Annotated in this window: 16 protein-coding genes; 10 read left to right on the forward strand and 6 right to left on the reverse strand. The window is 75.0% G+C overall.

Translation table 11 applies throughout. The annotated features are described in order from the left end of the window. Window position 1: 1 nt before the first annotated feature. Genes AC07DW_RS21265 through AC07DW_RS21285 form a run of 5 tightly spaced genes read right to left on the reverse strand, consistent with a single transcriptional unit; the run spans window position 2 to window position 4205 of the window. Complete coding sequence (locus AC07DW_RS21265) at window positions 2–1219, reverse strand: cytochrome P450 (protein WP_478859223.1); 1218 nt, start codon at window positions 1217–1219, stop codon at window positions 2–4. Continuing rightward, window positions 1216–1815, reverse strand: coding sequence for a GTP-binding protein (locus AC07DW_RS21270; protein ID WP_478859224.1), 600 nt, complete (start codon window positions 1813–1815; stop codon window positions 1216–1218). Before AC07DW_RS21270 ends, AC07DW_RS21265 begins: the two co-directional genes overlap by 4 nt. Next, window positions 1796–2173 carry a DUF742 domain-containing protein gene (locus AC07DW_RS21275; protein ID WP_478859225.1) on the reverse strand — a complete coding sequence of 126 codons (378 nt, stop codon included), beginning with the start codon at window positions 2171–2173 and terminating at the stop codon, window positions 1796–1798. The genes AC07DW_RS21270 and AC07DW_RS21275 overlap by 20 nt, the downstream gene beginning before the upstream one ends. Further along, window positions 2170–2577, reverse strand: a complete 408-nt coding sequence (locus AC07DW_RS21280) for a roadblock/LC7 domain-containing protein (protein ID WP_478859226.1) — start codon at window positions 2575–2577, stop codon at window positions 2170–2172. Before AC07DW_RS21280 ends, AC07DW_RS21275 begins: the two co-directional genes overlap by 4 nt. Beyond that, complete coding sequence (locus AC07DW_RS21285; RefSeq protein WP_478859227.1) at window positions 2574–4205, reverse strand: sensor histidine kinase; 1632 nt, start codon at window positions 4203–4205, stop codon at window positions 2574–2576. Before AC07DW_RS21285 ends, AC07DW_RS21280 begins: the two co-directional genes overlap by 4 nt. A 168-nt stretch (window positions 4206–4373) precedes the next feature. Between AC07DW_RS21285 and AC07DW_RS21290 the strand changes: the two genes are divergently transcribed. The 10 genes from AC07DW_RS21290 (at window position 4374) to AC07DW_RS21335 (ending at window position 18366) form a co-directional block, all read left to right on the forward strand. Continuing rightward, on the forward strand, window positions 4374–7166 hold the full coding sequence (locus tag AC07DW_RS21290; RefSeq protein ID WP_478859228.1) for an FAD-binding and (Fe-S)-binding domain-containing protein: 2793 nt from the start codon (window positions 4374–4376) through the stop codon (window positions 7164–7166). Between the two features lie 110 nt (window positions 7167–7276). Further along, window positions 7277–8245: an EamA family transporter gene (locus tag AC07DW_RS21295; protein WP_478859229.1), complete on the forward strand. Its 969-nt coding sequence runs from the start codon at window positions 7277–7279 to the stop codon at window positions 8243–8245. A gap of 78 nt (window positions 8246–8323) precedes the next feature. Next, window positions 8324–9112, forward strand: a complete 789-nt coding sequence (locus AC07DW_RS21300; RefSeq protein WP_478859230.1) for a TIGR03084 family metal-binding protein — start codon at window positions 8324–8326, stop codon at window positions 9110–9112. Next, entirely contained in the window at window positions 9109–10785 is a 1677-nt protein-coding gene (locus tag AC07DW_RS21305; RefSeq protein WP_478859231.1) for an acyclic terpene utilization AtuA family protein, read from the forward strand. Before AC07DW_RS21300 ends, AC07DW_RS21305 begins: the two co-directional genes overlap by 4 nt. Beyond that, entirely contained in the window at window positions 10782–12380 is a 1599-nt protein-coding gene (locus AC07DW_RS21310; protein ID WP_478859232.1) for an acyl-CoA carboxylase subunit beta, read from the forward strand. The genes AC07DW_RS21305 and AC07DW_RS21310 overlap by 4 nt, the downstream gene beginning before the upstream one ends. Window positions 12381–12390: 10 nt before the next feature. Continuing rightward, window positions 12391–14301, forward strand: a complete 1911-nt coding sequence (locus tag AC07DW_RS21315; protein ID WP_478859233.1) for an acetyl/propionyl/methylcrotonyl-CoA carboxylase subunit alpha — start codon at window positions 12391–12393, stop codon at window positions 14299–14301. Continuing rightward, entirely contained in the window at window positions 14298–15431 is a 1134-nt protein-coding gene (locus AC07DW_RS21320; RefSeq protein WP_478859234.1) for an acyl-CoA dehydrogenase family protein, read from the forward strand. Before AC07DW_RS21315 ends, AC07DW_RS21320 begins: the two co-directional genes overlap by 4 nt. Window positions 15432–15476: 45 nt before the next feature. Beyond that, complete coding sequence (locus AC07DW_RS21325; RefSeq protein WP_478859235.1) at window positions 15477–17054, forward strand: 4-coumarate--CoA ligase family protein; 1578 nt, start codon at window positions 15477–15479, stop codon at window positions 17052–17054. Beyond that, complete coding sequence (locus tag AC07DW_RS21330) at window positions 17051–17788, forward strand: enoyl-CoA hydratase family protein (protein ID WP_478859236.1); 738 nt, start codon at window positions 17051–17053, stop codon at window positions 17786–17788. The genes AC07DW_RS21325 and AC07DW_RS21330 overlap by 4 nt, the downstream gene beginning before the upstream one ends. Further along, the gene (locus tag AC07DW_RS21335) at window positions 17776–18366 is read left to right on the forward strand and encodes a TetR/AcrR family transcriptional regulator (protein ID WP_478859237.1); all 591 of its coding nucleotides are present in this window, start codon (window positions 17776–17778) and stop codon (window positions 18364–18366) included. The genes AC07DW_RS21330 and AC07DW_RS21335 overlap by 13 nt, the downstream gene beginning before the upstream one ends. Window positions 18367–18431: 65 nt before the next feature. Here AC07DW_RS21335 and AC07DW_RS21340 read toward each other — a convergent pair whose 3' ends face one another. Then, complete coding sequence (locus AC07DW_RS21340) at window positions 18432–19532, reverse strand: citrate synthase 2 (protein WP_478859238.1); 1101 nt, start codon at window positions 19530–19532, stop codon at window positions 18432–18434. Window positions 19533–19620 lie beyond the last annotated feature (88 nt).

Consider the following 19620-nt stretch of genomic DNA (forward strand, 5'->3'; position numbering starts at 1 on the left):
ATCACGGGGTGCCTCCGAGAGCGGGGGTCGGGGTGAAGGTCACGGGCAGGTCGGTCAGGCCGCGCAGCCAGGGCGACGGGCGCCTGGTCAGGGCGTCGGCCCCGGTCGCCAGGTCCAGGTCGGGCAGCCGGTCCAGCAGCACCTCGATGCCGGTACGGGCGATGACCTCGGCGATCTCCTGGGCGGGGAACGGGCAGCGGTGCTCGCCGTGCCCGAAGGAGAAGTGGGCGCTGTTGCCGCCGGTGAGGGCCGCGTTGTCGATGTGGACCTGCGGGTCGGCGTTGGCGGCGGCGAGGCCCAGCAGGAGCAGGTCGCCGGCCTTGATGTGCCGCCCGCCCAGGTGGGTGTCGCGCGACGCCCACCGGCCGGCCACGTTCTGGCTGGGGGTGTCGGCCCACAGCACCTCGTTCATCGCCTCGGCGACGCTGTGCCGGCCGCCGGACAGGGACGCCGCGAACCGGTCGTCGGTCAGCATCAGCCGCAGCGAGTTGCCGATCCAGTCGGCCGTCGGCTGGTGCCCGGCCGCCATCATGACCATCAGGTCCTGGGCCATCTCCTCGAGCGTGAAGCCGGACGGGTCGGCCAGCATGCGGGAGGCCACGTCGTCGCCCGGGTCGGTCCGCTTGGCGGTGAGGAGGCCGAATATCGCCTCGCCCAGGTGCCGTTGGCCGTCCAGCGCCCGTTCCCGTCCGTCGATCATGTCGTTGAGCGCGGTGACCAGGCCGGGGCCCTGCTCGTCGGGCACGCCGTAGATCTTCACCAGCACGCGGACCGGCAGCAGCATGGCGTACTGGGCGATCAGGTCGGCCTCGCCCTTGCCGCAGAACGCGTCGACGAGCCCGTCCGCGAACCCCTCGGCGTACCGGCGCAGGGTGAAGGGGTCGACCGACTCCAGGGCGGTCGCGATCATCCCGGCGCGCAGGCGGTGGCGTTCGCCGACCGTGTAGAGGATCGACGGCTGCTTGCGGCCGATCATCGGCAGCAGCGGCCAGTCGTCGGGGATGCGGTCCCACTGGTTCCACAGGTCGGAGTCCCGGCTGAAGAGCACCGGGTCGCCGGTGACCTGGTGCAGCTCGCGGTAGTCGAGCACCAGCCAGGCCGGGACGTCCCCGTCGAGGAGGACAGGGGCGACGGCTCCGTGCTCGCGCCGCATCTCCCGGTACAGCTGGGCGGGTTCGGTCTGGAACCGGGGCCCGGAGAGGGGTACGGGGGCGGTCATGTTCTGGTCTCCCGGAGGGCGTGCAGGCGTTGGAGGTGGGTGACGAGGGTGATCAGTACGTACTTGCTGGACGAGCGGTCGCGGGCGTCGCACTCGACCAGCGGTACGTGGTCGGCGAGATCGAGCGCCTCGCGGATCTCCCGCTCGGTGTGGGCCGGGCCGCCGAAGTCGTTGCAGGCGACGATGAACGGCATGCCGTGGTGTTCCAGGCGGTCGATCGCGTACCAGGAGTCGGCGAGGCGGCGGGTGTCGACGAGGACGACCGCGCCGAGGGTGCCGGAGAAGAGGCGGTCCCACAGGAACCAGAAGCGTTCCTGGCCGGGGGCGCCGAAGAGGTACAGGACGTTGTGCGCGTCGAGCGTGATGCGGCCGAAGTCGAAGGCGACGGTGGTGGACGTCTTGGTGTGGATCTGGGCGACGTCGTCGACGGCCTCGCCCGCGCGGGTCATCGTCTCCTCGGTGTTGAGGGGACGGATTTCGCTGACCGAGCGGACGAGGGTGGTCTTGCCGACACCGAAACCGCCGACGATGACGATCTTGAGACCGTTGTCGGCGGTGCTGGTGAGCGGTGTCCGTTCAGAGATTGCGGAGTCCAACGAGCACCTGCTCCAGGAGGTCGGGATCGGGGAGGCTGTACGAACCCGGCCGGTCGTCCGGTCCGGTCGTACGGGGGTGGCGGACGCTGATGCGGCCCGTGCCGAGCAGGTCGGCGAGGAGGATCCGCACGATGCCGACCGGTAGCGCGAGTTCGGCCGCCACCTCGACGACCGCCGCGGGGCGGCGGCACATACGGAGGATCGCGGCGTGCTCGGACTGCATGCCGGGCGCCGGGTCCGACTCCGCCACCACCAGGCTCACCAGGTCGAACGGCGCGTCCGGGGCGGAGCGGGTGCGGCCACCGGTGAGGGTGTACAGCCGGTCCGGGGACTCGTCCCTGTGGCTGCCGGGGGTCACGGAGTGCGGGGCTCGGCGTGCAGGTACTCGCCCAGCTGCTCGACGAGTTCGCTCATGTTGTGCCCGACCAGGCCGACGTCGGAGTCCTCCGCGGCGACCACCGCGAGGTGCGCGCCCTCGCCGGCCTCGACGATGAGCAGGACGCCGCCGTAGAACTCGGCCATCGCCGACCGCACGCCGCCGGTGCCGTCACCGAACTCCATGGACGCGCCGTGGGACAGGCTCTGGATGCCGGCCGCTATGGCGGCCAGCTGGTCGGCCTGGTCGACGGACAGCTCCGGCGTGCGGCACAGCTTGAGGCCGTCCCGGGACAGCACGAGCGCGTGCCGGGCCCCGGGCGTGCGCTGGAGGAGGTTCTCCAGGAGCCAGTTGAGCTTCTCGTCGGTGGTGGTACCGGTGGTCATCGGGAGGTGCCTTCCGTGGTGGTGCGTACCGCTTGGCGGAAGCTGCTGAAACGGGACGCCGACCGGGTCCGCGAGGCGGGATCGGTGGACTCGGCGGGGGTGGTGGGGGTGCCGTCGGGGTGGGCGGCGGCGAGCGTCTGGCCCCGGCGGCGCTTGGGGAGGCCGCCGGGCGAGCGCGTCGCGGGGTCTTCGGGGGCGCCGGCAGCCGGGGAACCGGCTTCGATGGCGCCGGCTCGCATGGCGCCGGCTTCGGGGGTGGCGAAGGGGGAGGCGGGGCGCTCGTGGACCGCGTGGGGTTCCTGGGGCCGGTCGGCCCGGTGGGTCTGCTGAAGTGCCCGGGACGGGAGGGACTCCGGGTGCCCGGCGGCGGGAGCGAGTGCCAGGGCGGGGGCCCGCGGGGGTGCCGGGGCGGGCGGGATCTCGCGGCGGGTACGGGCGATCAGTTCGTGCGGGATCATCATGAGCGCGCCGGTGCCGCCACGGGCCGACGGGCGGAAGGACACGGTCAGGCCGTGCTTGCGGGCCAGCCGCCCGACGACGGCCAGGCCCAGGCGCGTACCCGACAGGCCGGTCAGGTCGGTCCCCTCGGCGGGGTCGACGGCCCGCTCGGCACGGCGCAGCTGGACGTCGCTCATGACCAGGCCGCTGTCCTCGACGGTGATCACCAGACCGGCGGGGACCTCCTCGACGTACACGTGCACCTCGGCGGTGGGCGGGGAGAAGTTCGCCGCGTTGTCGAGGAGCTCGGCCAGCGCGTGCATGACGCCCTCGGCCGCGTGGCCGGCGATCGCGGCGTCGCTGGTGGTGTGGAGCCGTACCCGCTGGTAGCCGCCGATGCGGCCCATGGCGCCGCGCAGGATGGACTCGACCACGATCGGCTTCGCCCAGCGGCGGCCCGAGCGGGCGCCGGTCAGGACGGCGATGGAGTCGGCGAGGCGGCCCGCCTGGGCGGTGCGGTGGTCGAGGTGGAGGAGGTCGGTGAGAACGTCCTCGTCGGCGTGCCGGTGCTCCATCTCGCGGAGGTCGGCGAGCATGCTCGTGGCCAGCGCCTGCATGCGGCCGGCCGCGTTGGCGCAGGCGGCCACGGCGGCGGCCCGGTTGGTTTCGCTGCGCGCCGCCGCCGCGCGGGCGCGGTCGGCCTCGGAGCGGGCGCGCTCGGCCTCGGCGCGGGCCTCGGTGACGGCCCGGTCGGCCTCGGCGCGGGCCTCGGCGACGGCCCGGTCGGCCTCGGCGCGGGCCTCGGCGGTGGCGCGCTCGGCCTGGGCGCGGGTCTCGGCGGCGGTGCGGGCCGCGTCCGCGCGGGCCTCGGCCACGGCGCGGTCGGCGTCCGCCTTGATACGGCCGGCCTCCGCGCGGGCCTCGGCGAGCGTCCGGGCGGTGTCGGCGGCGCGGAGGGCGGCCTCGGCGGTGAGCGCGGCGGTCCGGTCGCGCAGCCGGCGCGCGGTGTCGAGGGCGTGGGCGGCGGTGGTGAGCGCGGCGGTCAGCAGCACGGCGACCACCGCCGAGCCCCACGCCAGCGGAGTCCGTACGGAGTCGGGAGCGACGGCCACCGCTCCCGCGCACAGGAGGCCGGTGACGGCCGCCGAGATCAGCAGGGTCGGCGCGGCCGGCCGGAGGGAGGGGCGCAAATCGTCAGTCCTCTGGGCGTGGGGGCATCTGGAGCCGTCAATTCCCGAACAATTCCGGGTCACTATAGGAGAATTGACGTTCACTTTGGGAACTTCCTGTGTGCTTTCTTGGCGAGATCCGGGCGGGGAACCGGGCCCCGGCGGCTCCGGCGGGGGCATCCTGGCCTCATGGGTGACCAGGTACGGGAGACGGCGGCCGTCGCGAGGGCGCTCCGGGACGCCGTGCGCGGCGACGTGGACTTCGGCGCGGCGGCCCGCGCCCTGCACACCATGGACGCGTCCAACTACCGCCGCGTCCCCGACGGCGTCGTGGCCCCCCGCGACGCGGAGGACGTGGCCGCCGCGCTGGCCGTGTGCCGTGAGCACGGCGTCCCGGTCGTCCCGCGCGGCGCGGGCACCTCCATCGCCGGGCAGGCGACCGGCACCGGCGTCGTACTGGACTTCACCCGGCACATGAGGGGCATCGCCGCGATCGACCCCGAGGCGCGGACGGCCGTGGTGCAGCCCGGCGTCGTGCTGGACCGGCTGCGCGACGCGGCACGCCCCTACGGCCTGACCTTCGGGCCCGACCCGTCGACGCACAGCCGCTGCACCCTGGGCGGCATGATCGGCAACAACGCGTGCGGGTCGCACTCCGTGGCGTGGGGCACGACCGCCGACAACGTGCGCGGCCTGTCGGTCGTGACGTACGGCGGCACCCGACTGCGCCTGGGCCCCGGCGGGCAGGGCGCGCCGGACGGGCTGGACCGGCTGGTCGGCGACCACCTGGCGGCCCTGCGCACCGGCTTCCCGCCGGGCCTGCCGCGCCGCATCTCCGGCTACGCCCTGGACGCCCTCCTCCCCGAGCGCGGCACCGACCTCGCCCGCGCCTTCTGCGGCAGCGAGGGCACCCTGGGCGTGATGACGGAGGCGACCCTCCGGCTCGTCGAGTCACCGCCCGCCCGCGCCCTCGCCGTCCTCGGGTACGCCGACGAGAGCGCCGCCGCCGAGGCGGCGCCCGGCCTCCTGCCGTACGGCCCGCTCACCGTCGAGGGCATGGCCGAGGACCTGGTGCGCGACCCGGCCGCCCGCGCCGCCCTGCCCCGTGGCGGCGCCTGGCTCTTCGCCGAGACCGGCGGCGCGACTCCCGCCGAGGCCCGGGCGCGGGCGGCCGCCCTGCTCCGGGCCGCCGACGCCCTGGACGGCGCCGTCGTCACCGACCCCGGCCGGCGCGCCCTGTGGCGGGTGCGCGAGGACGCCGCCGGGACCGCGACCCGTACCGCCGGGGGCACCGAGGCGTGGCCCGGCTGGGAGGACTGCGCCGTCCCGCCCGCCCGCCTCGGCGCGTACCTGCGCGACTTCCGCGCCCTGCTCGCCGCACACGGGCTGCACGGCACGCCCTACGGGCACTTCGGGGACGGCTGCGTCCACGTCCGCATCGACTTCGACCTGGTCACCGACGGCGGCGTACGGCGCTTCCGGCGGTTCTCCGAGGAGGTCGCCGACCTGGTGGTCGCCCATGGCGGCTCCCTGTCCGGCGAGCACGGCGACGGCCAGGCGCGCGCCGAGCTGCTGCCGAAGATGTACGGGGAGGAACTGGTCGCCCTCTTCGGGAGGTTCAAGGACCTGTGGGACCCGGCCGGCGGCATGAACCCGGGCGTGCTCGCCCGCCCCGCCCGCCTCGACGAGAACCTGCGGTTCGCCGTCCTCCCGCGCGAACGCGTGGACGTCGCCTTCGGCTACCCGCGCGACGGCGGCGACTTCGCCACCGCCGTACGGCGCTGCGTCGGCGTCGCCAAGTGCCGGGTGGAGGGCCCGAACCAGGGGCCGGCGGTGATGTGCCCGTCGTTCCGGGCGACGGGCGAGGAGCGGCACTCCACGCGCGGCCGGGCCCGGCTGCTGCACGAGATGCTGGCCGGCGAGGTGGTGACCGGCGGCTGGCGGTCGCCCGAGGTGCGGGACGCGCTGGACCTGTGCCTGTCGTGCAAGGGGTGCCGCGGCGACTGCCCGGTGGGGGTCGACATGGCCACGTACAAGGCGGAGTTCCTGCACCACCACTACGCGGGCCGGCCGCGCCCGGCCGCCCACTACACGATGGGCCGCCTGCCGGGGTGGCTGCGCCTCGCGGCCCCCTTCGCCCGGGTCCTCAACGCCGCCGCCCGGGTGCGCCCGCTCGCCGCCCTCGCCAAGCGGGCGGCGGGGATCGCGCCGGAGCGGGACATCCCGGAGCTGGCGGCGGAGACGTTCACCCGCTGGTTCCGGCGGCGGGGGAGCGCGGCCGGGGACCTGGTCCTGTGGCCCGACACGTTCACCGAGCACCTGAGCCCCTCCGTGGGCCGCGCGGCCGTCACCGTCCTGGAGGCGGCGGGGCTGCGCCCGGCGCTGCCGCCCGGCCGGGTGTGCTGCGGCCTCACGTACGTCTCCACCGGCCAGCTCGACCGGGCCCGGACCGTCATGCGCCGCACCCTCGACACCATGGACCCAGCCCTCGGCACACCCGTGGTGGTCCTGGAACCGAGCTGCGCCGCCGCCCTGCGGACCGACCTGCCCGAGCTGCTCCCCGACGACCCCCGCGCCCACCGCCTGGCCGCCTCCGTGCGCACCTTGGCCGAGGCGCTGGAGGAGCACGCCCCCGACTGGCGGCCCCCGCGCCTGGACCGCCCGGTCACCGGCCAGACCCACTGCCACCAGCACGCGGTCCTCGGCGACGCCGCCGACCGCCGCCTGCGCGCCCGCGCGGGGCTCGCCGGTGACCTGGCCGGCGGCTGCTGCGGCCTGGCCGGCGACTTCGGCTTCACGCGCGGCCACTACGACGTCTCCGTGGCGTGCGCGGAGGACCAGCTCCTCCCGGCCGTCCAGGCGGCCGGCCCGGCCGCCGAGGTCCTCGCTGACGGCTTCTCCTGCCGCACCCAGCTGCACCAGCTGGCGGGGGCGCGGGCCAGGCACCTGGCGGAGCTGCTGGCGGAGGGGCTCGGGGGCTGAGGGCGGCCCGTACCGTGGAAGGGTGGGTTCCGCTCCTGCTGGTGCAGTATGTTGGACCACGAGTCCAATGAGCAGTACCTTGCCGAAGAGAAAGTCGTGAGGGTCCCGGTGTGAACGACGCCGCCCGTACGGATGCCGCCACCCGTACCGCAGACGCCTCCGCCGTCGCGCTGCCCGAGGCCGCCGCCGCGCACCCGGACGCCGCCGCGCGGCCGGGCGGTCCGGCGCGGAAGGGCCGGCGGGCCTCGCTCGGTCCGGTGGCGCTGGTGGTGGCCGGCGGGCTGTCCGTGCAGTTCGGGTCGGCGATCGCCGTGCTGCTCATGCCGCGTGCCGGGGCGCTCGGGGTGGTCACCCTCCGGCTGATCCTGGCCGCCGTGGTCCTGCTGGCGGTGTGCCGCCCCGCGGTGCGCGGGTACACCCGGGCCGACTGGGGGACGGTCCTGGCGTTCGGCGCCGCCATGGCGGGCATGAACGTGCTCTTCTACCAGGCCGCCGACCGCATCCCGCTGGGCGCCGCCGTCACCCTGGAGGTGCTCGGCCCGCTCGTCCTGTCGGTGGTCGCCTCGCGCAGGCTGGTCAGCCTCGTGTGGGCCGGGCTGGCGCTGGGCGGCGTGCTGCTGCTGGGCGGCGGCGGGTTCGACCGGCTCGATCCGGCCGGGGCGGTGTTCGCCCTGGCGGCGGGCGCCATGTGGGCCGCGTACATCGTCTTCAGCGCCCGCACCGGGCGGCGGTTCCCGCAAGTCGACGGGCTGGCACTGGCGATGGCCTTCGGCGCGGTGCTGACCCTGCCGCTGGGTATCGCCGAGGCGGGGTCCAGGCTGCTGGTGCCGTCGACGATCGGGCTGGGTCTCGCGGTCGCGCTGATGTCGTCCGTCCTGCCGTACACCCTCGAACTGCTCGCGCTGCGCCGCCTTCCGGCGCCCACCTTCGCCATCCTCATGAGCCTGGAGCCGGCCATCGCGGCGACGGCCGGGTTCCTCGTACTGCATCAAGCCCTTTCGGTCACCGACGCACTGGCGATCGCCCTGGTCATCGCGGCGAGCATGGGCGCGGTGCGGTCGCAGATGGCGAAAAAGTAAAGCAATCATGCTTGCTTGTTTCTTGGGGCGCTGCCATGCTCCGGGGCACGCACTGCCGTGTCCCGGAGGGAGCGCCCCGTGTCCGATGCCCTGCTGGATGACCTGCGCGACGAGAGCGAGGAGCTCGACCGGCTGGTCGCGGACCTGAGACCGGACGGCTGGGTCACCCCCACCCCCGCGCCCCGCTGGACCGTCGCCCACCAGATCGCCCACCTGGCCTGGACCGACGCCGCCGCCCTGCTCGCCGTCACCGACCCGGACGCGTTCCGGGCGTGCGCCGGGGAAGCGCTCAAGGCCCCGGACACCTTCGTCGACGACGGGGCGGAAGCGGGCGCCGCCGCACCGCCCGGCGCGCTCCTCGCCCGCTGGCGGGACGGCCGCGAACACCTCCGCGCCGCCCTCGCCGCCGCCCCCGCCGGAGCCCGCTTCCCCTGGTACGGCCCGCCCATGAGCGCCGCCTCCATGACGACCGCCCGCCTGATGGAGACCTGGGCGCACGGCCGGGACGTCGCCGACGCCCTCGGTGTCACCCGCCCCCCGACCGCCCGCCTGCGGCACGTCGCCCGGATCGGCGTACGCGCCCGCGACCACGCCTACGCGAACCGGGGCCTCACCCCGCCCACCGGGCCCTTCCGCGTCGAGCTGACCGCACCGGACGGCACCGACGTGTGGGCGTACGGGCCCGAGGACGCGCCCCAGCGGATCACCGGCCCCGCCCTCGACTTCTGCCTGCTGGTCACCCGGCGCGCCCACCGCGCCGACCTCGCCCTGCGCGCGGAAGGGCCCGACGCCGACCGGTGGCTGGACATCGCGCAGGCCTTCGCCGGACCGGCGGGCCCCGGCCGCCCGGCCAGGGGGACCGCGTGAGGCGCCCGCTGCGGATCGGCAACGCCTCCGGCTTCTACGGCGACCGCTCCGACGCCGTGCGCGAGATGCTCACCGGCGGTGACCTCGACGTCCTGACCGGCGACTACCTCGCCGAGCTGACCATGCTCATCCTGGGCCGCGACCGGCTGAAGGACCCGGGACTCGGCTACGCCAAGACCTTCCTGCGCCAGATGGAGGAGGGCCTCGGGCTCGCCCACGACCGGGGCGTGCGGATCGTGACCAACGCCGGCGGCCTCAACCCGGCCGGACTCGCCGACGCCCTGCGCGCCCTCGCCCGGCGCCTCGGCCTGCCGGAGGTACGCGTCGCGCACGTGGAGGGCGACCAGCTCCCGGTGCCGGAAGGGGCGCTGACGGCCAACGCCTACCTGGGCGGCGGGGGCGTCACCGCGTGCCTGCGCGCCGGGGCGGACGTGGTGGTGACCGGGCGGGTCACGGACGCGGCGCTGGTCAGCGGGCCGGCGGCGTGGTGGTTCGGGTGGGGGCCGGAGGAGTACGACCGGCTGGCGGGCGCGGTGGTCGCCGGGCACGTCCTGGAGTGCGGCACGCAGGCGACGGGCGGCAACTACGCGTTCTTCACCCGCCACGACGTGCGCCGCCCCGGCTTCCCGCTCGCCGAGGTCCACGAGGACGGCTCCGCCGTCGTCACCAAGCACGACGGCACCGGCGGGGTCGTCGACACCGGCACGGTCACCGCACAGCTGCTGTACGAGACGGCGGGCGCGCGGTACGCGGGGCCCGACGTGACCGCCCGGCTCGACACCGTCCGCCTGGACCCGGACGGCCCCGACCGGGTGCGGATCTCCGGCGTGCGGGGCGAGGCGCCGCCCCCGGCGCTGAAGGCCGGGCTGACCCGGCTCGGCGGCTGGCGCAACGAGGTCGTGTTCGTGCTGACGGGACTCGACATCGAGGCCAAGGCGCGGCTGGTGCGCGAGCAGTGGGAGGCCGCCCTCGCGGTGCGGCCCGCCGAGGTGCGCTGGGAACTGGCCCGCACCGACCGGCCGGACGCCGCCACCGAGGAGACGGCCAGCGCCCTGCTGCGGCTGGTCGTCCGGGACGCCGACCCCGACACGGTGGGCCGGACCGTGAGCGGCGCGGCCGTCGAGCTGGCCCTCGGCAGCTACCCCGGCTTCCACGTCACGGCCCCGCCGGGCAAGGGCGCGCCCTACGGAGTGTTCGAGGCGGTGTACGTCGACCCCGGCAACGTCACGCACACCGCCGTGCTCCCGGACGGCGAGCGGGAGGTGATCCCGGCGGCGGTGCGCACAAGGGCGCTGGAACCCGTGCCCGGACCGCCCCTCCCCGAGCCCCTCCCGCCCGGCCCGGTGCGCCGCGCCCCGCTCGGGCTGGTCGCCGGGGCCAGGAGCGGCGACAAGGGCGGCGACGCCAACGTCGGGGTGTGGGCGCCCACCGCCGAGGCGTGGCGCTGGCTCGTCCACGCGCTGACCGCCGACCGGCTGTGCGACCTGCTCCCGGAGGCGCGCGGCCTGCCCGTCGCCCGGCACGTCCTGCCGAACCTGCGCGCGCTGAACTTCACCGTCACCGGCCTGCTCGGCGAAGGCGTCGCCGCCCGGGCCCGGTTCGACCCGCAGGCCAAGGCGCTGGGCGAATGGCTGCGCGCCCGCCACCTCGACATCCCGGAGGCCCTGCTGTGACCGTCCTCCCCACCGCCCTCGACACCGCCGGGCCCGACTACGCCGCCCACCGCGAGGCCATGCTCGCCAAGCTCGCCGACCTGGAGGCGGAGCACGCCGCGGCGCTCGCCGGCGGCGGCCCGAAGTACACCGGCCGGCACCGCGGGCGCGGCAAGCTCCTCGCCCGCGAACGGATCGAGCTGCTGCTCGACCCCGACGCCCCGTTCCTGGAGCTGTCGCCGCTCGCCGCCTGGGGCAGCGACTTCCCCGTGGGCGCGTCGATCGTCACCGGCATCGGGGTCGTCGAGGGCGTCGAGTGCCTGATCACCGCCAACGACCCGACCGTACGCGGCGGCGCGTCCAACCCGTGGACGCTGAGGAAGGCGCTGCGCGCCAACGAGATCGCGTACGCCAACCGCCTGCCCTGCGTCAGCCTCGTCGAGTCGGGCGGCGCCGATCTCCCCTCCCAGAAGGAGATCTTCATCCCCGGCGGGGCGCTGTTCCGCGACATCACCCGGCTGTCCGCCGCCGGGATCCCGACCGTCGCGGTCGTCTTCGGCAACTCCACGGCCGGTGGGGCGTACGTCCCCGGGATGTCCGACCACACGGTGATGATCAAGGAGCGGTCGAAGGTCTTCCTCGGCGGTCCGCCGCTGGTGAGGATGGCCACCGGCGAGGAGAGCGACGACGAGTCCCTCGGCGGCGCCGGGATGCACGCGCGCGTGTCCGGTCTCGCGGACCACTACGCCGTCGACGAGGCGGACGCGATCCGCCAGGCCCGCCGGATCGTCGCCCGCCTCAACCACCGCAAGGCGCACCCCGATCCCGGCCCGGCCGAACCCCCGAAGTACGACCCCGAGGAACTCCTCGGGATCGTGCCCGGCGACCTCAAGGTGCCCTTCGACCCGCGCGAGGTCATCGCCCGGATCGTCGACGGCTCCGACTTCGACGAGTTCAAGCCGCTGTACGGGCCGTCGCTCACCACCGGATGGGCGTCCCTGCACGGCTATCCGGTCGGGATCCTGGCCAACGCCCGAGGGGTGCTGTTCTCCGCCGAGTCGCAGAAGGCGGCGCAGTTCATCCAGCTCGCCAACCAGCGGGACATCCCGCTGCTCTTCCTGCACAACACCACCGGCTACATGGTCGGCAGGGAGTACGAGCAGGGCGGCATCATCAAGCACGGCGCCATGATGATCAACGCGGTGAGCAACTCGAAGGTCCCGCACCTGTCCGTCCTCATGGGCGCCTCGTACGGCGCCGGGCACTACGGCATGTGCGGCCGGGCCTACGACCCCCGGTTCCTGTTCGCCTGGCCCAGCGCCAAGTCCGCCGTCATGGGCCCCGCGCAGCTCGCCGGCGTCCTGTCGATCGTCGCCCGCGCCTCGGCCGCCGCCAAGGGGCAGCCGTACGACGACGAGGGCGACGCCGCGCTGCGCGCCATGGTGGAGCGGCAGATCGAGTCCGAGTCCCTGCCGGCGTTCCTGTCGGGGCGGCTGTACGACGACGGCGTCATCGACCCGCGCGACACCCGCACCGTCCTCGGGCTGTGCCTGTCGGCGATCCACACCGCCCCGGTCGAAGGCGCGCGCGGCGGCTTCGGCGTCTTCCGGATGTGAGGACCACTCCATGATCTCTTCTGTCCTTGTCGCCAACCGGGCCGAGATCGCCCGCCGCGTCTTCCGCACCTGCCGGACGCTCGGCATCGGCACGGTCGCGGTGTACGCGGACCCCGACGCCTCGGCGCCACACGTCCGCGAGGCCGACGCGGCGGTACGGCTGCCGGGCGCGGCGCCCTCGGACACGTACCTGCGCGGCGACCTGATCGTGGAGGCCGCCCTCGCGGCGGGCGCCGACGCGGTGCACCCGGGCTACGGGTTCCTGTCGGAGAACGCCGGCTTCGCGCGGGCCGTCACCGACGCGGGCCTGACGTGGATCGGCCCGCCGCCGAAGGCCATCGACACCATGGCGTCCAAGACGCGGGCGAAGGGGCTGATGGCGGCGGCGGGCGTGCCGCTCCTGGCCCCCGTCGACCCGGCGGCGGCCACCGACGCGGACCTCCCGCTGCTGCTCAAGGCGGCGGCGGGCGGCGGCGGCCGGGGCATGCGGATCGTGCGCGACCTGGCAGCCCTGCCGGGCGAACTGGCGGCGGCGACCGCCGAGGCACGGTCGGCGTTCGGCGACGGCGAGGTGTTCGCGGAGCCGTACGTCGAGCGCGGCCGGCACGTCGAGGTACAGGTCCTCGCCGACGCGCACGGCACGGTGTGGGCGCTCGGCACCCGCGACTGCTCGCTCCAGCGCCGGCACCAGAAGGTGATCGAGGAGGCCCCGGCGCCCGGCCTCGGCCCCGCCCTCCGCGCGACCCTGCACGCCTCGGCGGTGGCGGCCGCGCGGGCGGTGGGGTACGTCGGCGCGGGCACCGTCGAGTTCCTGGTCGCCGGGGAGCGGGCGTACTTCCTGGAGATGAACACCCGGCTCCAGGTCGAACACCCCGTCACCGAGGCCGTCTTCGGCCTGGACCTGGTCGCCCACCAGGTGCGGATCGCCGAGGGCGCCGCGCTGGGGCCGCGGCCCCCCGAGCCGCGGGGCCACGCCGTGGAGGCCCGGCTCTACGCCGAGGACCCGGCCCGCGACTGGGCCCCGCAGACCGGCGTCCTGCACGCGCTGGACGTCCCACCGGGCGAGGGCCTCCGCGTCGACGCCGGGTACGGCGCCGGCGACACCGTCGGCGTCCACTACGACGCCATGCTCGCCAAGGTGATCGCCCACGCCCCCACCCGCGAGGAGGCCGTCCGCAGGCTGGCCCACGCCCTGGCGCGCGCCCGGGTGCACGGACCGGTCACCAACCGGGACCTGCTCGTGGCGTCGCTGCGGCACCCGGACTTCGCGGCCGGGCACCTCGACACCGGGTTCTACGAGCGGCACCTGCCCGCGCTGACCGCGCCCGCGCCCGGCGAGGCGGAGGCCGCCGTCGCCGCCGCCCTCGCCGCCGCGTCCCGCCGCTCCGGGCGCTTCGGCGCCTTCCGCAACGTCCCGTCGCAGCCGCAGACCGCCCGGTACGGCGACCACGAGGTGCGCTACCGCCCCACCCGGGACGGCGGGTTCACCGTCGCGTCGCACCCGCACGCGCGCGTGGTGGACGTCTCGCCCGGGCGCGTGAGCCTCGACGTGGGCGGCGTCGTCCGGCGCTTCGCGGTGGCCGCGTACGGCGACGGCACCGTGCACGTGGACACGCCGGGCGCCGCTTACCGGCTGACCGCCCACCCCCGGTTCACCGACCCGGTCGAGCGCGCCGCTCCCGGCTCGCTGCTCGCGCCCATGCCCGGCACCGTCGTCCGGGTCGCCGGCGTCGAGGCGGGCGACCGCGTCGAGGCCGGGCAGCCGCTCGTCTGGCTGGAGGCGATGAAGATGGAGCACCGCGTCACCGCTCCCGCCTCCGGCACGCTCACCGCGCTCCACGCCGTCCCCGGCCGCCAGGTCGAGGTCGGAGCCCTGCTCGCCGTCGTAGAAGAGTCGCCCGAAGAGGAGACAGAGCAATGAGCACCGTCGTCGAGACCGAAGAGCACACCGCCCTGCGTGCCGCCGTCGCCGCCCTCGGCCGCCGCCACGGACGCGAGCACGACCGCGAGGCCCTGTGGCGGGAGGCCGGCAAGCTCGGCTACCTCGGCGTCAACCTGCCCGAGGAGTACGGCGGCGGGGGCGGCGGCATGGCCGAACTGTCCATCGTCCTCGAAGAGCTGGGCGCGGCGGGCTGCCCGCTGCTGATGATGGTCGTCTCGCCCGCCATCTGCGGCACCGTCATCGCCCGCTTCGGCACCGACGGGCAGAAGGCCCGCTGGCTCCCCGGCCTCGCCGACGGCACCCGCACCATGGCGTTCGGCATCACCGAGCCCGACGCGGGCTCCAACTCCCACCGGATCACCACCACCGCCCGCCGCGACGGGGACGGCTGGGTCCTCACCGGCCGCAAGGTGTTCATCTCCGGCGTCGACATCGCCGACGCCACGCTCGTCGTCGGGCGCACCGAGGACGCCCGGACGGGGAAGCTCAAGCCCTGCCTGTTCGTCGTCCCCCGCGACACCCCCGGGTTCGTGCGGCGGCGGATCGACATGGAACTCGACGCCCACGAGAAGCAGTTCGAGCTGACCCTCGACGACGTACGGCTGCCCGGCGACGCCCTGGTGGGCGAGGAGGACGCCGGGCTGCTCCAGCTGTTCGCCGGGCTCAACCCCGAGCGGATCATGACCGCCGCGTTCGCCGTCGGCATGGGCCGGTACGCGCTCGCGCGGGCCGTCGCGTACGCCGGGGAACGCCAGGTCTGGAAGGCCCCCATCGGCGCCCACCAGGCCATCGCCCACCCGCTGGCCCAGTCCCACATCGAGCTGGAGCTGGCCCGGCTGATGATGCGCAAGGCCGCCCACCTCTACGACGCGGGCGACGACACCGGCGCCGGCGAGGCCGCCAACATGGCCAAGTACGCCGCAGCCGAGGCGTGCGTCGCGGCGGTCGACCGGTCCGTGCACACCCTCGGCGGCAACGGCCTCACCCGCGAGTTCGGCCTCGCCTCGCTCATCACCGCGTCACGAGTGGCACGCATCGCTCCGGTCAGCCGGGAAATGATTCTGAACTACGTGTCCCACCGGACCCTGGGCCTGCCCAAGTCGTACTGACTCGTACTGACCCCGGCGCCGGCAGTCGTACCGACAGGAGCCGTGATGGTGTTCCACAGCGCGTACGCGGACGTCCCGACCGTTTCCCTCCCCATCCACGACGCGGTACTGGCCGGGCCGTCCGCCGCGCACCCCGACGAGGTCGCCCTCGTCGACGGGGCGGGCGACCTGACCCTCACCTACGGGCAGCTCGACACCTACCACCGGCGGGTCGCCGCCGCGCTCGCCGAGGCGGGGCTGCGCAAGGGCGACGTCCTCGCCCTGCACAGCCCCAACACGGTCGCCTACCCGGTGGTGTTCTACGCCGCCACGCGCGCGGGGGCCGCCGTCACCACCGTCCACCCGCTGGCCACCCCGGACGAGTTCGCCAAGCAGCTGCGGGACTCCTCCGCCCGCTGGATCGTCACCGTCTCGCCGCTCCTGCCCGCCGCGCGGCGGGCCGCCGAGCTGGCGGGCGGCGTCGCCGAGATCTTCGTCTGCGACGAGGCCCCCGGGCACCGGTCCGTCCTGGACATGCTCGGCTCCACCGCCCCCGAACCGGCCGTCACCATCGACCCGGACGAGGACCTCGCCGCCCTGCCGTACTCCTCGGGCACCACCGGCGTCCCCAAGGGCGTCATGCTCACCCACCGTTCCCTCGCCACCAACCTCGCCCAGCTTGAGCCGACCATCCCCCTGGGCCCCGGCGACCGGATCCTGGCCGTTCTGCCCTTTTTCCACATATACGGGCTGACCGCCCTGATGAACGCCCCCCTGCGGCAGGGCGCCACCGTCGTCGTCCTGCCCCGCTTCGTACTCGACCAGTTCCTCGGGGCGATCGAGCAGCACCGCATCAACGCCCTGTACGTCGCCCCGCCGATCGTCCTGGCGCTCGCCAAGCACCCGGCGGTCGAACGCTACGACCTGTCCTCCCTGGAGTACGTCGTCAGCGCCGCCGCCCCGCTGGACGCCCGCCTCGCCGACGCCTGCTCGGCCCGCCTCGGCCTGCCACCGGTGCGCCAGGCGTACGGGATGACGGAACTGTCGCCCGGCACGCACGTCGTGCCCCTGGACGCCACCGACCCCCCGCCCGGAACGGTGGGCAGGCTGCTGCCCAACACCGAGATGCGGCTGCTGTCCCTGGACGACTCCGCCAAGGACGTCGCCCCCGGCGAGGAGGGCGAGATCGCGATCCGGGGCCCGCAGGTCATGAAGGGCTACCTGGGCCGCCCCGACGCGACCGCCGCGATGATCGACGCCGACGGCTGGCTGCACACCGGGGACGTCGGGCGGGTGGACGAGGACGGCTGGCTGTTCGTCGTCGACCGGGTCAAGGAACTGATCAAGTACAAGGGTTTCCAGGTCGCCCCGGCCGAGCTGGAGGCGCTGCTGCTCACCCACGAGTCGGTCGCGGACGCGGCGGTGACGGGCGTGTACGACGAGGACGGCAACGAGATCCCCAAGGCGTACGTCGTCCGGCAACCCGGGGCGAACGACCTGAGCGGCGACGACATCATCGCCTTCGTGGCGGGGAAGGTCGCCCCGTACAAGAAGATCCGGCGCGTCGAGTTCATCGACGGCGTGCCGAGGGCGGCGTCGGGAAAGATCCTCCGGCGCGAACTGAGGGAGCGGGAAGGCGCATGACGAGTCTCGTCACCACCGCGCACGAGCGGGGCATCACCACCCTGACGCTGGACTCTCCGGACAACCGCAACGCCCTGTCGGCGCGGCTCGTCCGGGAGCTGGCGGGAGCTCTGGAGGCGTGCGGCAAGGACCCGGCCGTACGGGCGGTGGTGCTCACCCACGCCGGGTCCACGTTCAGCGCGGGCGCCGACCTGAAGGCGCCGCCCAGCCCGTACACGTTCGTGGCGCTGCTGCGGGCGATCGTGGAGCTGCCCAAGCCGGTGGTGGCCCGGGTCAATGGGCACGTACGGGCCGGGGGGCTCGGCCTCCTCGGGGCGTGCGACATCGTGGCGGCGGGGACGGGCGTCGACTTCGCGCTGACGGAGGTGCGGATAGGGGTGGCACCGTCGGTGATCTCCCTGACCCTGCTGCCCCGCCTCGACCCCCGGGCCGCCGCCCGCTACTACCTCACCGGGGAGCGGTTCGACGCGGCCGAGGCCGCCCGGATCGGCCTGGTCACCGTGGTCGGGGAGGACGTGGACGCGGCGCTCGCCCCCGTGCTGGACGGGCTGCGCCGGGCCTCCCCGCAGGGGCTGGCGGAGGCCAAGAGGCTGGTCACGGCTAGTGTGCTGGAGAGCTTCGAGCGCGACGCGGAGGACTTCGTGCAGCGCTCGGCCTCGCTCTTCGCCTCGGCGGAGGCACGCGAGGGGATGACGGCCTTCATCGAACGACGGGACCCCGCATGGGTGGTGTGACGACTGCCGCGAAGGAGCCGAAGCAGGACCGCAGCCGGGCCACCCGGCAGCGGCTCCTCGCGGCGGCGGTGGCCTGCCTGGCGGAACACGGCTGGGCGGGCTCGACCGTCTCCGTCGTCGCCGAACGCGCCGGCGTCTCCCGGGGCGCGGCGCAGCACCACTTCCCGACGCGGGAGGACCTGTTCACGGCGGCGGTCGAGTACGTCGCCGAGGAACGCTCCCAGGCGCTGCGCGCCCTGCCCGGCCAGGACCGCGCCGCGGTCGTCGCCGCCCTGGTCGGCCTCTACACCGGCCCGTTGTTCCGGGCGGCCCTGCACCTGTGGGTGGCCGCCTCCGACGAGGAGCAGCTGCGTCCCCGGGTGACCGAGCTGGAGGCCCGCGTCGGCCGCGAGACGCACCGCATCGCCGTCGAGCTGCTGGGCGCCGACGAGTCCCGCCCCGGGGTCCGCGAAACGGTCCAGGGCTTCCTGGACATGGCGCGCGGCCTGGGCCTGGCGAACCTCCTCACCGACGACTCCGGGCGCCGCGAGCGGGTGGTGGCCCAGTGGGCGGCCCTGCTGGACGAGGCGCTCGGCTGAGCGGTGGAACGGACGACGGCGCCGCCCCTTCGCGGGTGCGGCGCCGTCGGCGTACGTGACCGGCGTCAGCCGGCGATGTCCTCGTACCCGGCGACCTCGTGCGGGCCGCGCGGGCCGGGGCCCACGTACCGCGCCGAGGGCCGGACCAGGCGGCCGGTGCGCTTCTGCTCCAGGATGTGCGCCGACCAGCCGGCCGTGCGGGCGCAGGTGAACATGGACGTGAACATGTGCGCCGGGACCTCCGCGAAGTCCAGCATGATCGCGGCCCAGAACTCCACGTTCGTCGCCAGGACGCGGTCCGGGCGGCGGTTGTGCAGCTCCTCCAGCGCCGCCTTCTCCAGGGCCTCGGCGACCTCGAAGCGCGGCGCGCCGAGCTCCTTGGCGGTGCGCCGCAGCACGCGGGCGCGCGGGTCCTCGGCGCGGTAGACGCGGTGGCCGAAGCCCATCAGGCGCTCGCCCTTGTCGAGGGCCTGGCGGACGTAGGCGCCGGCGTCCCCGGTGCGCTCGATCTCCTCGATCATGCCGAGCACGCGGGACGGCGCTCCGCCGTGCAGCGGGCCCGACATGGCGCCGACGGCACCCGACAGGGCCGCGGCCACGTCCGCGCCGGTGGAGGCGATGACGCGGGCGGTGAAGGTGGAGGCGTTCATGCCGTGTTCGGCGGCGGACGTCCAGTACGCGTCGACGGCCTTGACGTGCTTGGGGTCCGGCTCGCCGCGCCAGCGGATCATGAACCGCTCGACGACCGATTCGGCCTTGTCGATCTCGCTCTGCGGGACCATCGGCAGGCCCTGCCCGCGCGCCGACTGGGCGACGTACGACAGCGCCATGACGGCGGCGCGCGCCAGGTCGTGGCGGGCCTCCTCCACGTCGATGTCGAGGAGCGGCCTCAGGCCCCACACGGGCGCCAGCATGGCGAGCGCCGACTGGACGTCGACGCGGATGTCCCCGGAGTGCACCGGGATCGGGAACGGCTCGGCGGGCGGCAGGCCGGGGTTGAACGCCCCGTCGACCAGCAGGCCCCAGACGTTGCCGAAGGAGACCTGGCCCACCAGGTCCTCGATGTCGACGCCCCGGTAGCGCAGGGCGCCGCCCTCCTTGTCCGGTTCGGCGATCTCCGTCTCGAACGCGACGACTCCTTCGAGTCCGGGTACGAAGTCGGACATCAGGCGGCTCCTCGTGAGGTGTGCGACAGGTCGGGGTGTCGTCCGGGTGGTGCGGTGATGCCCCGTAAGGCTGGTGGTCATCCTCACC

This window comes from Streptomyces sp. NPDC045701, assembly GCF_056432045.1.

Excerpts from the sequence above, each read along its gene's own strand:
- AC07DW_RS21265 (WP_478859223.1), bottom strand. The coding sequence starts at position 1,219 with ATGACCGCCCCCGTACCCCTCTCCGGGCCCCGGTTCCAGACCGAACCC.
- AC07DW_RS21280 (WP_478859226.1), bottom strand. The coding sequence starts at position 2,577 with ATGACCACCGGTACCACCACCGACGAGAAGCTCAACTGGCTCCTGGAG.
- AC07DW_RS21290 (WP_478859228.1), top strand. The coding sequence starts at position 4,374 with ATGGGTGACCAGGTACGGGAGACGGCGGCCGTCGCGAGGGCGCTCCGG.
- AC07DW_RS21315 (WP_478859233.1), top strand. The coding sequence starts at position 12,391 with ATGATCTCTTCTGTCCTTGTCGCCAACCGGGCCGAGATCGCCCGCCGC.
- AC07DW_RS21320 (WP_478859234.1), top strand. The coding sequence starts at position 14,298 with ATGAGCACCGTCGTCGAGACCGAAGAGCACACCGCCCTGCGTGCCGCC.
- AC07DW_RS21325 (WP_478859235.1), top strand. The coding sequence starts at position 15,477 with ATGGTGTTCCACAGCGCGTACGCGGACGTCCCGACCGTTTCCCTCCCC.
- AC07DW_RS21330 (WP_478859236.1), top strand. The coding sequence starts at position 17,051 with ATGACGAGTCTCGTCACCACCGCGCACGAGCGGGGCATCACCACCCTG.
- AC07DW_RS21335 (WP_478859237.1), top strand. The coding sequence starts at position 17,776 with ATGGGTGGTGTGACGACTGCCGCGAAGGAGCCGAAGCAGGACCGCAGC.
- AC07DW_RS21340 (WP_478859238.1), bottom strand. The coding sequence starts at position 19,532 with ATGTCCGACTTCGTACCCGGACTCGAAGGAGTCGTCGCGTTCGAGACG.